Origin of the sequence: Paraflavisolibacter caeni (assembly GCF_025628885.1) — a bacterium.
Lineage (GTDB): Bacteria > Bacteroidota > Bacteroidia > Chitinophagales > Chitinophagaceae > Flavisolibacter > Flavisolibacter caeni.
The window spans coordinates 665,645-680,115 of sequence record NZ_JAOTIF010000001.1 but is presented as its reverse complement, the minus strand read 5'-3'; the positions used below and the strand labels follow the sequence as shown (position 1 = coordinate 680,115).

12 protein-coding genes are annotated in these 14,471 nt (G+C 42.1%); 7 read left to right on the top strand and 5 right to left on the bottom strand.

What is annotated here, in order from left to right:
* Positions 1–32: 32 nt before the first annotated feature.
* The 3 genes from OCK74_RS02800 to OCK74_RS02790 all read right to left on the bottom strand — a co-directional run bounded on the left by OCK74_RS02800 (position 33) and on the right by OCK74_RS02790 (position 3,553).
* Entirely contained in the window at positions 33–1,013 is a 981-nt protein-coding gene (locus OCK74_RS02800; RefSeq protein ID WP_279295466.1) for a UDP-glucuronic acid decarboxylase family protein, read from the bottom strand.
* Positions 1,014–1,080: 67 nt separating this feature from the next.
* Positions 1,081–2,406, bottom strand: coding sequence for a UDP-glucose dehydrogenase family protein (locus OCK74_RS02795; RefSeq protein WP_279295465.1), 1,326 nt, complete (start codon positions 2,404–2,406; stop codon positions 1,081–1,083).
* 16 nt (positions 2,407–2,422) lie between these two features.
* The gene (locus OCK74_RS02790; protein ID WP_279295464.1) at positions 2,423–3,553 is read right to left on the bottom strand and encodes a DegT/DnrJ/EryC1/StrS family aminotransferase; all 1,131 of its coding nucleotides are present in this window, start codon (positions 3,551–3,553) and stop codon (positions 2,423–2,425) included.
* 206 nt (positions 3,554–3,759) lie between these two features.
* Here OCK74_RS02790 and OCK74_RS02785 point away from each other — a divergent pair, with 206 nt between their 5' ends.
* Positions 3,760–5,007: a 3-deoxy-D-manno-octulosonic acid transferase gene (locus OCK74_RS02785; protein ID WP_279295463.1), complete on the top strand. Its 1,248-nt coding sequence runs from the start codon at positions 3,760–3,762 to the stop codon at positions 5,005–5,007.
* On the opposite strand, the gene OCK74_RS02780 is transcribed toward OCK74_RS02785, so the two are convergent.
* Positions 4,980–5,969, bottom strand: coding sequence for a hypothetical protein (locus OCK74_RS02780; protein WP_279295462.1), 990 nt, complete (start codon positions 5,967–5,969; stop codon positions 4,980–4,982). The two genes, OCK74_RS02785 and OCK74_RS02780, sit on opposite strands and share 28 nt — an antisense overlap.
* Before the next feature lie 121 nt (positions 5,970–6,090).
* On the opposite strand from OCK74_RS02780, the gene OCK74_RS02775 reads away from it, so the two are divergent.
* The 6 genes from OCK74_RS02775 (at position 6,091) to OCK74_RS02750 (ending at position 10,884) form a co-directional block, all read left to right on the top strand.
* Complete coding sequence (locus OCK74_RS02775; RefSeq protein WP_279295461.1) at positions 6,091–6,669, top strand: thymidine kinase; 579 nt, start codon at positions 6,091–6,093, stop codon at positions 6,667–6,669.
* Between the two features lie 27 nt (positions 6,670–6,696).
* Positions 6,697–7,353: a heme exporter protein CcmB gene (locus OCK74_RS02770; RefSeq protein WP_279295460.1), complete on the top strand. Its 657-nt coding sequence runs from the start codon at positions 6,697–6,699 to the stop codon at positions 7,351–7,353.
* 110 nt (positions 7,354–7,463) lie between these two features.
* Positions 7,464–8,198 carry a cytochrome c biogenesis protein CcsA gene (gene ccsA / locus OCK74_RS02765; protein WP_279295459.1) on the top strand — a complete coding sequence of 245 codons (735 nt, stop codon included), beginning with the start codon at positions 7,464–7,466 and terminating at the stop codon, positions 8,196–8,198.
* Positions 8,188–8,397 (top strand): CcmD family protein, encoded by a 210-nt coding sequence (locus tag OCK74_RS02760; protein WP_279295458.1) that lies wholly within the window; start codon positions 8,188–8,190, stop codon positions 8,395–8,397. The genes ccsA and OCK74_RS02760 overlap by 11 nt, the downstream gene beginning before the upstream one ends.
* 178 nt (positions 8,398–8,575) lie before the next feature.
* Entirely contained in the window at positions 8,576–9,997 is a 1,422-nt protein-coding gene (locus OCK74_RS02755) for a Glu/Leu/Phe/Val family dehydrogenase (protein WP_279295457.1), read from the top strand.
* 89 nt (positions 9,998–10,086) lie between these two features.
* Positions 10,087–10,884 carry a DUF4339 domain-containing protein gene (locus OCK74_RS02750; RefSeq protein ID WP_279295456.1) on the top strand — a complete coding sequence of 266 codons (798 nt, stop codon included), beginning with the start codon at positions 10,087–10,089 and terminating at the stop codon, positions 10,882–10,884.
* Positions 10,885–10,893: 9 nt separating this feature from the next.
* On the opposite strand, the gene uvrA is transcribed toward OCK74_RS02750, so the two are convergent.
* A complete protein-coding gene (uvrA, locus tag OCK74_RS02745) occupies positions 10,894–13,752 on the bottom strand; it encodes an excinuclease ABC subunit UvrA (RefSeq protein ID WP_279295455.1) in 2,859 nt (952 codons plus the stop codon).
* Between the last annotated feature and the right edge of the window lie 719 nt (positions 13,753–14,471).

The window sequence follows — 14,471 nt, the reverse complement described above, 5'->3', positions numbered from 1 at the left end:
TTATTTACTATAATGATTTAGAAGTAAATGGCTCATTTCACGCTTACGAACTCTTTGGGTTCTTTGGCCCATTCCTCTGGCGGCAGGGACTTGAAGTAGGCATAGGTGCGCTCCAGACCTTCCTTTCTGCCTACCATCGGCTGCCACCCCAAAATGTTCATGGCCTTTGTGATATCTGGCTGCCGCTGTTTGGGATCATCCGCCGGCAAGGGCTTAAAGACAATCTTGACGTCATTGCCCGTCAATTGCAGCACTTCCCTGGCAAAATCCAACAAAGAGATCTCGCTGGGATTGCCAATATTCATAGGCAAATCATAGTCACTCAACAGCAGGCGGTAAATGCCTTCAATCAAGTCATCCACATAGCAAAATGAGCGGGTCTGCGAACCATCGCCAAATACTGTGAGGTCCTCGCCCCTGAGGGCCTGACCGATAAAGGCGGGCAGCGCACGACCGTCGTTGAGGCGCATGCGTGGACCATAGGTATTGAAGATGCGTACAATGCGGGTGTCCACCCTATGAAAAGTATGGTACGCCATGGTGATCGACTCCATGTAGCGCTTGGCTTCATCATAAACGCCCCTAGGCCCTACCGGGTTGACATTGCCCCAGTACTCCTCAGTTTGCGGATGCACCAGCGGATCGCCATACACCTCTGAGGTAGAGGCCACCAGGATGCGAGCTCCCTTGGCTTTAGCTAGCCCCAGGCAATTGTGGGTGCCCATAGCCCCTACTTTAAGAGTCTGAATGGGTATTTTCAGGTAATCGATGGGGGAGGCAGGAGAGGCAAAGTGCAGGATGTAGTCCAACTTGCCAGAAATATGAATGTACTTGGTGACATCATGGTGGTAAAACTCAAAATCTTTGAGCTTAAAGAGGTGTTCAATGTTTTTCAAATCACCAGTGATGAGGTTATCCATAGCGATCACCTGGTAACCTTCCGAAAGGAAACGTTCACACAGATGGGAACCCAGAAAACCGGCTCCCCCTGTTATCAATACTCGTTTTTGCATGGTCTTCAGTTAATACACTATTAGGGCCATGAATAGCCCTAATAATGTATATATTATAGAATGGTTGTTATTGACTTACGTATTTACTGACCGTGGGACGCCCGATACTTTCATAATAAAACCCTTTCTCCTGCATAGCTGCTACATCAAAAAGGTTGCGGCCGTCGAACACCACCATTTCTTTGAGTGCAGAAGTGATCTTGTCAAAATCCGGGGTACGGAACTCGTTCCACTCTGTAGCTATGATGAGCGCATCTGCACCTTCCAAACACTCATATTGAGATTCAGCAAACCGTATCTTGTCACCAATCAAAGTTTTTACATTTTTCATGGCTTCAGGATCATAAGCAGTTATGACAGCACCATTTTCCACCAATGCATCGATAATCTCCAGAGCCGGAGCTTCACGGATATCATCTGTATTTGGCTTGAAAGCAAGTCCCCATAGGGCAAAATGCTTACCAGCAATTGAGCCGCTGTAATAATCTTTAATCTTTTGCACCAGGTGCTGCTTTTGGCGTTCATTTACTTCCATCACTGCAGAAAGGATCTGGAAGTCATAATCCACTTCATTGGCAGAATGCACCAATGCTTTTACATCCTTGGGAAAGCAGGATCCGCCATAACCAATTCCAGGGAAAAGGAAGCGCTTACCAATTCTTTCATCGCTACCGATACCTTTTCTAACCATATCAACATCTGCACCAAGGCGTTCGCAGAGTTGAGCCACCTCATTCATAAAAGATATCTTGGTAGCCAGGAAGGAATTGGCTGCATACTTGGTTAGTTCGGCGGAACGTTCATCCATAAAGAGGATGGGATTACCTTGCCGAACATAAGGCGCATACAAGTCTGTCAGTAATTTTTGGGCTCTTTCAGAAGTAGTACCGATTACGATGCGGTCTGGCTTCATGAAGTCATCAACGGCCACGCCTTCACGCAGAAATTCCGGGTTGGACACCACATCAAATTCGCCCTTATAGTTGCGGGCAATCGCGGCGTGCACTTTTTCCGCAGTACCAACAGGAACGGTGCTTTTATCAATAATTACTTTATAATCTTGAAGAAGTTTTCCTATATCTTCTGCCACACCTAATATATACTTTAAATCGGCAGAACCATCTTCACCTGGCGGTGTAGGTAGTGCAAGGAAGACTATTTCGGCATCCCTGATGCCATCTGCCAGCGATGTGGTAAACTGCAGGCGTTCCTCTTTGAGGTTTCTTTCAAAGAGTTTTTCCAGGCCGGGTTCATAGATGGTGATGCGGCCGCCCTGCAACATATTAACTTTTCTTTCATCTATATCCACACAGGTCACTTGATTACCCGTTTCAGCTAAACATGTACCAGTTACCAGGCCCACATAGCCTGTACCTACTACTGAAATCTTCATATTTGGAATCTATGGTTTAAAGGTTTACAAAACTTAAAACACTTTCTACTATGAAATTAAGCTGTTCCTCCTGCATTTCGGTATGAATCGGCAACGAAATTACTCGTTCTGTCAGCCAATCAGTTACCGGCAGGTTCACATTTGATGATATAAACTGCTGAAACATCTGTTGCCTGTGAGCAGGAACAGGATAATAAATCATAGAGGGGATATTCTTACTCGCAAGATACTGCTGTAATTGGTCTCTGTCAACCCCTTCAAGGATTAATGTATATTGATGAAAAACATGATGGCTATACGCAGCCCTGAATGGTGTAGTGATTTTTGAATTCCCTGCAAAAGCTGCATCATAGTAGTCTGCGACCTTTCTTCTTGCATCAATGTAACTATCGAGATGCCTCAATTTTATATTTAGGATGGCAGCCTGAATTGTATCCAGGCGACTGTTGCAGCCTACTAAATCATGATAATAGCGTTTGCTTTGCCCATGGTTGGCGACCATTTTTAACTGGTTAGCCAGTGCATCATCATTGGTCATAATAGCCCCCCCATCGCCATATCCACCGAGATTTTTTGATGGGAAAAAGGAAGTTGTTCCAATTGTACCAATAGAGCCGGTTTTCTTTTTGCTTCCATCAGCGTATATATATGCACCACCTATTGCCTGGGCATTGTCTTCTATGACATAAAGATTATGACGCCTGGCAATGTCCATAATTTCTTCCATAGGCGCGGCCTGTCCGTAAAGGTGCACAGGAACAATAGCCTTTGTCTTTGGAGTGATTGCTTTTTCTATTTCTTGCGGGTCAAGGCAAAAAGTTTTAGCATCAACATCAACAAAAACCGGTTTCAAGTTTAATAAGGCAATGACTTCCGCTGTGGCAATGAATGTAAAGGAAGGAGTAATCACTTCATCTCCAGGCTTTAGTCCCAATGCCATCATAGAAATTTGAAGTGCATCAGTACCATTGGCACATGGAATAACATGTTTTACATCATTATATTGAGCTAAAGAAGCAGCAAACTCCTGAACTTCAGGTCCATTAATAAAAGCACTGCTTTCGAGAACTTTTAAAACTGCAGCATCAATTTCATCCTTGATGTTTTGATACTGCTGTTTTAAATCTACCATTTGAATAGAACGCATTGTAAAAAGTAATTTGGAATTGGGAAACAGGAATATGCAAACAGGATTTCACCTATTTATATTTAAATGAGTGAGAAATGACGTTCAGTCCTAAATTCCTGACTCTTATTAATTAATTCCTTTTTTCCGAACGCCGCAAAAATAGTAAAATATGGATTGGAAGATTATTTGACTTTACTTTTGCTGCAATTGAAACTCCCTAGCACTTGATTTGGATTTATAACATCTTTATTTTTTTTTATCAGTTCATTGTTAAAATTGCCTCTTTCCGCAACGAAAAAGCAAAGCAATGGCTCGTTGGACGAAAAGATATATGGGCACAATTAGAACAACAATTACCATCCAAGGAACCAATTATCTGGATTCACAGTGCTTCAACCGGAGAGTTCGAGCAAGCTAAGCCGATAATTGAACAATTAAAAAATTCTTACCCTGCCTATAAAGTTTTAGTAACATTCTTTTCTCCCTCTGGATATAATGCTGCGCGCAAGTATGCACTAGCGGACTATAAATTTTACTTACCAGTCGACACCAGAAGAAATGCAGGACGTTTTCTGAACATTGTCCGGCCGCAGCTTGTCATATTTGTAAAATATGAATTCTGGTATCATTATCTAAAAAGCATAAGCAGTCGCAATATTCCACTCCTACTTGTCTCTTCGTCATTTCGTAAGAACCAGGCTTTCTTTAAATGGTACGGAGGGTTTTATAAAAAAATGCTGCATTTTTTCACCTGGATCTTTGTGCAGGACGTCTCATCCTTAAACATTTTGAATCAACAGCAAATTATCCATTGCAGTATCAGTGGAGATACCCGATTTGACAGGGTTGCGGCCATAGAAGAAAACTTTTCAGAAATCCCATTGGTGGCAAGATTTACCGCCAATGAAAATGTAATGGTTGCAGGCAGTACATGGCCTGAAGATGAAGAATTATTGGAAACGCTTGCCGCTCAATTCCCAGCGCTAAAATTTATTATTGCGCCCCATGAAATTAATGAAGGCCATATCCAGAATATTCAGAATAGGCTTCCATCACCAGCCCGTTTTTCCCAATTGAAAGATAATGAATCCAACCTTCAGGATTACCAAACACTGATCATTGATAACATTGGTATGCTGTCAAGATTATACAAGTATGGCAGCATTGCTTATGTAGGCGGGGCTTTTAAAACCGGGCTTCACAACATTTTAGAAGCAGCTGTATATGGAAAGCCCGTAATTTTTGGTCCAAACTATCAGAAGTTTCGGGAGGCAAAAGAACTGATTTCTGCAGGCGGGGCATTCAGTATAACAAATGCCGCCGACCTCCAGCAAAAAATTTCAATTTTATTAAATGATCAACATGCACTTGCAGTTGCCAGTGAAGCTGCTGCAAACTATGTAAGTAATAATAAAGGAGCTACTGCACGTATTTTTCAAACAATTCAGGAGAAACGTCTTCTTACCAGGTGATAAAAATGTTGTACTGAATCCTTGTAATCATCCCAGCCCAGCTTCACTTTCAGTTCCCTGTTGATCCAATATTCGGCTTCAGGAAGGATGTGAAAACCATTAATGGTCTTAATGCTACGTTCATACATCGTCTCATCGCCACGGAATAATTCATTCACAAAAACAAACCGGTCATTTACACCAATGGCTTTTCTAAGATCTTTAATGGGAGTTTCCTTGAGCACATGAGCCAGTTCCTTTTTATTCTCCTTTAGCCTATCATTCAGCGTTTCTTTTGATTCCCCAACAAGATCATTGATTTCCTTTTGGAGCTTCAAATCCTTTTTGGGCGGCTGGTATTGCGTTAATGTAGGAGCTTCCTCAATGGCATCGAAATGATTATCCATCACCAGTGGATGCACTATCTTTTCGGGCTCTGGCGCCGTTTCCTGAATCTTTTGCTTAGGAGGTAAATAAGGTTCATGTTCAGGGCGCTCTGCTGCAGTAACAACCGGAGGAATGTTAGGTACAGACTCCTGAGCTTTCTCTTCATTAAAATTTGGAAGTTCTTGTCCTGGTTGCTCAACCGCTTTAGGCACTTCAGCAACGGGATTCATATGAGGCACAGGTGGCACTCTGTAAATTGGTGGTGGTATTGGATGTCCTTGAGCAACAGGTTTTGCTGTATTTTGAAAGGTTTCCTCCACATGCTGTACAGGTGAAGGCATTTCCTTTTCTTCAGGTATGGATACTTCTTCAGTTTTCTCTGGAGCCTTCATGGATTTTGGCTCTCTATTCAAAACCGGGTTTGGATTTGATGGCATTACCACTGTAACTTTTTTAGTTACAGGTGATGTATTTCTTTTTTGAATCAGTAATAATTCATTTTGCAACAACTGAGTTGTAACCAACATGGCTTCTACCCCTTCATTTCTCTGTTGCTGCTGAATAAGTTTATCTATTAAAACCTTGACACGTTCCATTTGTTTATGGTACTTTTGGCCGCTAACGGAATGGTTAAGTAATTGTTTTTCATTGTAAAATGAAATTAAAATTACAACCGTATCCTGTATAATGCTACAATGACTGCTTAGAATTTAGCAAATGTTTATCGAACCGAACATAAAAGGAGAACGCCGCGGATGGATTGAAGTGATCTGCGGCTCAATGTTTTCAGGAAAAACAGAAGAGCTTATACGGCGACTTAAGCGGGCAATGATTGCCAATTTGAAAGTAAAAATATTTAAGCCGTCCATGGATGTAAGATTTGATGAAGCGAAAATTGTGTCGCACGATACGAACTCTATCATCTCTACACCAATTGACCACTCCAGCCAAATTCTAGAACTTGCTGACGATGCTGATGTGGTGGCACTGGATGAAGTACAATTTTTTGATGATGACATTACTGAGATTTGCGATGAATTGGCATTTAGAGGAATCAGGGTAATTGTTGCTGGTTTGGATATGGATTACCAGGGTAAACCTTTCGGCCCTGTGCCAAGTTTGCTGGCAAAGGCTGATTATGTTACCAAGTTGCATGCGATTTGTGTCCAATGTGGACATATTGCCAATTATTCATATAGAAAGACACCAAACCAGGAAAAGATCATGCTGGGCGAAAAAGATGTATATGAACCCCGATGCCGCAGGTGTTATTTACTGGACGGGAAAATAGATTAAAAGCATACTACTAACATTTAATAATTGATGATTTCCCTTTCACAAATCTGGGCTCTTTTTAAAAAAGACCTCCTGCTGGAGATCCGTCAGCAGTACACTTTCTATGGTATTCTTCTGTATGTCGGTGCAACGATCTTTGTTATTTATATGGCAATGGAACAAACAGAAAGCCAGGTATGGAATGGACTCTTCTGGATCATACAATTATTTATATGTATCAATGCCGTAGCCAAGAGTTTCTTACAGGAAAGCCGCGGGCGCATGTTGTATTTCCAGGCATTATTAAGTCCCCAAAACTTTGTACTGGCAAAGCTGCTTTTTAACTCATTATTAATGGTCGTCATGAGTGCAATCAGTCTTGGCTTGTTTATGCTTTTCCTGGGCAACCCTGTTCAGAAAATGGCAGAATTTTTTGGATTGGTGCTATTGGGTGGCTGGGGCTTAAGCCTTGTGTTCAGTTTCCTGGCAGCTATAGCTGCCAAAGCGCAACAAAGCGCGGCCATTATGGCCATTCTCGGCTTTCCGCTCATCATTCCTCAATTACTGATGCTGATGAAGGTTTCCAATACTTTTTTCAGCAAATCCAACCCCGAAATATTAACTACGGTAGTTTTACTCGCAATCATTGATCTTTTCGTCATTATCCTTGCGATTATACTATTCCCTTTTTTATGGAAAGATTAAAGAGATGAAACTCCAACCTTGTCTCCTTAAATTTGCTCAACTTTGTGCTTCGCAGCACTAAAGCGTTCAAAAAACATTTTATTCATTAAATTAAAGACTAATCAGTGGCTATGAAAAAATGGTGGTGGAAAATACTCTGCATCGTTTTACTGACTTATACTTTTATAGGAGGTTTATTATTTCCTGTTCCCAGGATTATGATCTTAAATGAAACCATTCGCAACCTGTACTTCCATGTGTGTATGTGGTTTGCAATGATGATTCTATTCACCATTTCTGTCATAAATGCAGTTAAATACCTCAATAAACATGACCTGAAGTATGATATCAAGTCACGGCAATATGCGGTAGTAGGTATCGTTTTTGGCCTGTTAGGCTATGCCACGGGTGTTATCTGGATGTCATTTACCTGGGCGGATCCTAATAATCCGGCAGTTGCTTCTTTCAGTGCTATTGCCAAGGAACCAAAGCTTATCGGGGCTGCCATTGCATTGTTGATTTACTTTGCATACCTGGTACTGAGGGATTCTATTTCAGATATAGATAAAAAAGCGCGGATCAGTGCTGTTTACAACATCTTTGCTTTTGCCTTTTTATTTCCTTCTATCTGGATATTACCCCGCTTGTTGCCAAGTTTACATCCAGGAGGGGAAGGCAATCCTGCTTTAAATTATAATGATATCGATGCCCGCATGAGATTGGTATTCTATCCTGCTGTTATTGGCTGGACACTATTAGGTTCCTGGATCGTAAGCCTTAAAGTGAGAATGAATATTTTAAAGGAAAAAGAACACCTGTCAGACATTTATTTACAAGAAAAAAACGCACCTATTCATGAAGCATAAACTGATCTCTACCCTTTTCCTACTGCTCATCAACTTCTTTGCTTTTGCTCAAAGTAAAAATGTGGAGATGGCTGATACTTTCCGCAGTAATGGAAAAATATATGTTGTTGTAGCTGTGATACTGACCATTTTTGCAGGCATCATTATTTATCTGATCCGCCTCGATAAAAAGATTTCCCGTTTGGAAAAAGAGCTCTGAGAAGTTTATTAATAAATGTTAATAGTATTTAGTTTTTTGATTTTGCATAATGAAAGCTCATCCTGATTATTCAATTATTCTAAGTTTGAAAGAATTATTGAATAATAACGATAACTATAAACTATAGACCATTAACAATAAACTCTTTCATAGCTTTAGGAAATGAAAACGATTGCACATGATACACACAAGAGAGTTCAACTTTACACAAAGCGTTAATCAGAGCTTTGATAAAGCTGCAAGATTTACAAAATGGGATACAGGCATTCTCAAACAAATAAAAGCATGCAATGCCGTATACCGTATGAAGTTTCCCGTACGCATGGATGACGGGCGTATTGAAGTAATTGAAGCTTACAGGGTACAGCACTCACAACACAAAACACCTTGTAAAGGAGGAATCCGTTTTGCCGCAGAAGTCAATCAAGATGAAGTAATGGCATTGGCTTCACTCATGACCTACAAATGCGCCATCGTGAATGTTCCCTTTGGCGGCGCAAAAGGGGGTATTAAAATCAACCCGAAGGCACACTCGCCTTACGAATTGGAAAAGATCACCCGCCGCTACACCGCCGAGCTCATTAAGAAAAACTTTATTGGACCTGGTACTGATGTACCAGCACCAGACTATGGGACAGGTGAACGCGAAATGGCATGGATTGTGGATACCTACCAAAGTCTTCGCCCTGGCGAAATAGATGCTGCCGGATGTGTAACAGGTAAACCCGTTACGCAAGGTGGAGTTCGCGGTCGCAGGGAAGCTACCGGACTGGGCGTATTTTATGGGCTGCGTGAAGTATGCAATATGCCCGATGTAATGGGAAGACTTGGATTGACTACAGGAGTGACCGGAAAAAGAGTGATTGTCCAGGGACTTGGCAACGTTGGCTATCATACAGCTAAATTCTTTCATGATGCTGGGGCAAAGATCGTTGCCTTGTCAGAATATGAAGGGGCTATTTACAATGATGAGGGACTCAATATTGAAGAAGTATTTGAACACCGCAAAACTACGGGATCCATACTCAACTTTCCCCAAGCCCATAACTTCGACAAAAACACAGATGCATTGGAATATGAGTGTGACATCCTTGTACCTGCAGCGTTGGAAAATGTAATCAATGGAGATAATGCTCCAAGAGTAAAAGCAAAGATTATTGGTGAAGCTGCCAATGGGCCACTTACACCAGAAGCCGATGAAATCTTCATTGAAAAAGGAACACTTGTAGTGCCTGATATTTACCTGAATGCAGGAGGTGTTACCGTATCTTATTTTGAATGGCTCAAAAATCTCAGCCACGTTCGTTACGGACGCATGGAGAAACGCTTCAACGAAAACATGAATGCACACATTCTTGGCCAAATGGAAGAACTGACTGGCAAGCGTGTAGTGGAACATGAACGGCAGTTTATTATGCATGGTGCCAGTGAAGCTGAATTGGTGTATAGCGGTCTTGAAGAAACTATGATAGACGCTACTCACGAAATCATGAACGAGTGGAAACGCAATCCTGATATTCCGGATATGCGTACTGCAGCCTTTGTTGTAGCCATTAATAAAGTGGCTAATGCATATGTAGAACTGGGTATCTTCCCATAAAAAGCATAAATCAGGTAATAAAATAAAAGCCCCGCGATCGCGGGGCTTTTATTTTGCTATTGTTTGTAAATTGCCCAAGTCCCAATCATATGAAGAGATTTTACATGCATGACGGAAAGGCACAAAAGGGGCCGTACGACATCGACGAGCTGAAGCAACAAAACATCTCGCCGCAAACGCCTATATGGTCCGATACCCTGAAAGACTGGACACCGGCAGGACAGGTGAAAGAGTTGCAGGAATTATTCAACAGCCCTCCTCCTCCTTATCATCATCCAATGTCAAATCAACAGCATACCTCCCAACCTTATAGATTGATATGGATCGCAGCATTGGTTTTAGCCTCTATTGTTTTTTTAGCCATTATCTTTTTTGTCAATAAGAGGAATATGGAAACAGACGGACCAACTGTAAGCACTGCTTCGACTGCTTCTCCTAAAAAACCTGGTATACAGGAATTGGATGAAAAGGAAAGGCAAAAGATCGCGTTGGAGCATGCCCAGGAGATCATTAACAGGGAATACCGAAACAACTGGAGCAAATACATCACATACCAATCCAGTGATTTTAAAGTTGGCTTTTTCGGTGGCATCAGTGATCTTGAAATCACTGTAACGAATAATACAGAGAGTATATTAGATGAAGTTGATATTAAAATAGATTATATCAAGGAAAGCGGTGATTTATGGGAAACCAAAGAGGTTGTTTTTTCCAATATCCAGCCAGGCACCAGCAAAACAGTTAAAGCTCCTGAAACCAGCAGGGGGATCAAAATAAAAACAGCCATCACCAGTATCACAGCAAAGTCACTATCCTTTTGTTACGACATCTCTCAAGAGAAACAAAGAAGAACAAACAATCCTACTGACCCATGGAAATGCAGGTAGTTTCATTACTTATAAAAATCTCCCGGTATAACTCTCCTTCACTTTTTTCAATCCTTCCGGTTTGCCGGCATACACCAGGCTGCCGCCATCATCACCGGCTTCAGGGCCAAGATCAATAACCCAATCGGCACTCTTGATAACATCTGTATTGTGCTCAATTACTAATATGGAATGTCCCTGGTCGATCAGGGCATTAAATGAAGCGAGCAGTTTTTTGATGTCATGGAAGTGAAGTCCTGTAGTTGGCTCGTCGAAGATGAACAATACTTTTCCGGCGGACTTGCCTTTGCCTAAGAATGAAGCCAGCTTCACCCTTTGTGCTTCACCGCCAGACAAGGTATCGGATGATTGCCCCAGTTTTACATAGCCCAAGCCAACTTCGCTCAAAGGCTTGATGGCGTTGCATATAGCTTTCTGTTCTTCGAAAAAGTCAAGAGCTTCATCCACGCTCATTTCCAGTACTTCAAATACATTTTTGCCTTTGTACTGAACTTCCAGCACCTCTTCCTTGAATTTATGACCATGGCAAACCTCGCAGGTCAAATGCACATCGGCCAAGAACTGCATTTCAACGATCTTTTCCCCTTCCCCTTTGCAGGCATCACAGCGGCCTCCGTCAACATTAAACGAAAAATGTTTCGGCTGGAAACCTCTTATTTTACTCAGAGGCTGGGAGGCAAACAGATCGCGTACATGATCCCATGCTTTGATATAGGTTACAGGATTACTTCGTGAAGACTTACCGATCGGATTCTGGTCTACCATTTCCACCTGGGTAATGGCATCAATATCGCCGGTTATGGCCCTATGGAAGCCCACTTTCTCGCCTGGTTCACCCAAATGTTTTTTCAGTGCAGGATATAAAATATGTTTAATCAAGGTCGTCTTCCCGCTCCCACTGACGCCACTCACGACGCCCAGGACATTCAACGGGAATTCAACTGTGATATCTTTCAGGTTGTGCTGGCGGACACCTTCGACAATAATTGATTCGCGCCATTTGCGCACCTTTTTGGGTGGTTCGATGGTGAGCTCTCCGTTTAAATACTGGCCGGTAAGGCTTTGGGGATTGCTAATGATCGCATCATAGTTGCCAGAAGCAATCACCTCGCCACCTAAATGAGAGGCAAGCGGGCCCATATCGATTATATAGTCTGCTTCACGCATCATCATTTCGTCGTGTTCAACCACAACGACGGTATTACCCAGATCACGGAGTTCCTTTAAAACCCTTATGAGGTTTTGCGTATCGCGGGAATGCAGACCAATAGATGGTTCATCGAGAATATATAAAGAATTGGTCAGGTTACTTCCCAGGCTACGGGTAAGCTGAATGCGCTGGCTTTCACCCCCACTAAGCGTATTGGCCAAGCGGTTGAGGGTGAGATAACCAAGTCCGACATTCAATAATGTATTGAGCCTGTGGTTGATTTCGATAACGATCCTTTTGGCTACGGTAGATTCGTATTCAGAAAAGTAACGGACGGCCTCTTCGAACCAAACGTTTAAATCTTTTACAGGCATCTCGCTCAGTTCGCCGATATGCCGGCCATGCACTTTTACGTACAAAGCCTCCTTGCGCAAACGGTATCCCTTGCATTCAGGACAGGTGGTACGGCCACGATAGCGGCTTAAAAGCACACGGTACTGAACTTTATACAAGTTTTGTTCTACTTCCTTGAAGAAGTCGTCAATTCCATAAACATGCTGATTACCTTCCCATAAAACGCGGTACTGCTCTTTGGTCAGGTCGGCAATGGGTTTGTGTACCGGGAAGTCGAAATGGCGGGCTGCCTTTACAAAACTCTCCTTCCATTTACCCAGTTTCTCTCCTTTCCAGGGCGCAACGGCACCTTCGTAGACGCTTAATCTTTTATCCGGAATCACCAGGTCTTCATCAATACCCAACACCTGAGAAAAGCCTTCACAAACCGGGCAGGCACCAAAAGGATTGTTGAAGGAAAACAAGTTAGGAGAAGGTTCTTCGAACGTCATTCCGTCCAACTCGAAACGGTTATTAAAATGCAGTAACCGGTTCCCGTCCACTTCAACATACACATCGCCTTCACCTTCATAAAAAGCTGTTCCTACTGAATCAGCCAGGCGGTGTTCGTCATCTTCGTCAAATTCTTTAGCAACAATGCGGTCGATCAGCACGTATACATTGGAAGGAAACTGAAAAGTCTTCTGAAAATCGACACTATTCTCTTCCAGTAAATCTTCGATCCGGTAAATAGCACTTTCCGACACAGGTGCTTCCTGCTGCGACACTGAGAGTTCAGAAACGTAAATCCTGGAAAACCCTTTCTGCATCAAGATGTTCAATTCCTCTTTAATATCACGGTTGCGGTGCTGCTTAAATGCGGTGAGGATATATACCTTACTTCCCTCCTTCAATGCCTTGACTGCATCCACGACATCTTTCACATCATCTTTTTTAACCACACGTCCGGAGACCGGAGAAATGGTTTTACCTACCCTTGCAAACAAAAGACGGAGATAATCGTATATCTCAGTCATGCTGCCCACGGTACTGCGAGGCGTGCGGGTAATTACTTTTTGCTCGATGGCAATAGCCGGGGCCAAACCTTTGATGTAATCCACATCGGGTTTGTCCATGCGGTTCAAAAACTGGCGCACGTAAGCACTCAGGCTTTCTGCATACCGCCTCTGCCCTTCGGCATATAATGTATCTATAGTCAATGAAGACTTTCCTGAACCGGACACACCGGTAACCACAATCAACTGGTTGCGCGGAAAAGCAACATCAATATTTTTAAGATTATGGACACGGGCTCCTTTTATGAAAATGGGTTCGCTTTTATGCAAACCACCCTTCGCTTCTTTTATAACTGCCTCTATTTTCATGATAAAAAACTTAGCAAAAATACGGGATTGCGGAATGCTGATTTGAGATTTAAGAATTTGGAAATTTGGCAGGGAGAAGTGGTGATGGATGACAGATATTCGATGATAGATGATAGATGGGTGGTGACTGGGCTGTTAGAGGGCAGTTGATACGGAATAGACAGGGAGTTCCTATGGAGTTACACTGCAGTAAGGTCTCTATAACATCTCTATAAGGTCTCTATAAGCTGGGTGGAAATGTAAAATGCAGCATAGAAAACTGAGGGGTTAGTGTGATGGGGAAATCATAAAAATTGTGGAAATAAGTGGATTGAAGAATTCCCATTTCAGCAATAAATATGGCAAATTTTTGAAATTAGTTAAAAAGTTATCGATTGAAGTGCTTGGCCTGATTTTTTAGTAGCTTATTTCTGGTATCGGGTTGAAAAATACTTTGAGGTTGCCATGTGTGTCTGAACTTTTGAGGATTAGAGGCCTGCCGATTCGTTTCCAAATCTTTCTACATCTATTTGTTAAACTTTTATATATATTAATGATTAACAGTATTTTTTGAAAAGAAAAAAGGATGAGCCTAAAAAGTGCTTGCGAAATTTAAAAAAGCATTTTACTTTTACTCTTGCATTTTATCCTAATCCGTAAAATAATAGCTTATCGTACGATTTTTACTCCAAGAATTTTTACATAATCCGCATCAGAAAATCTAATAAACGATTAGGAGT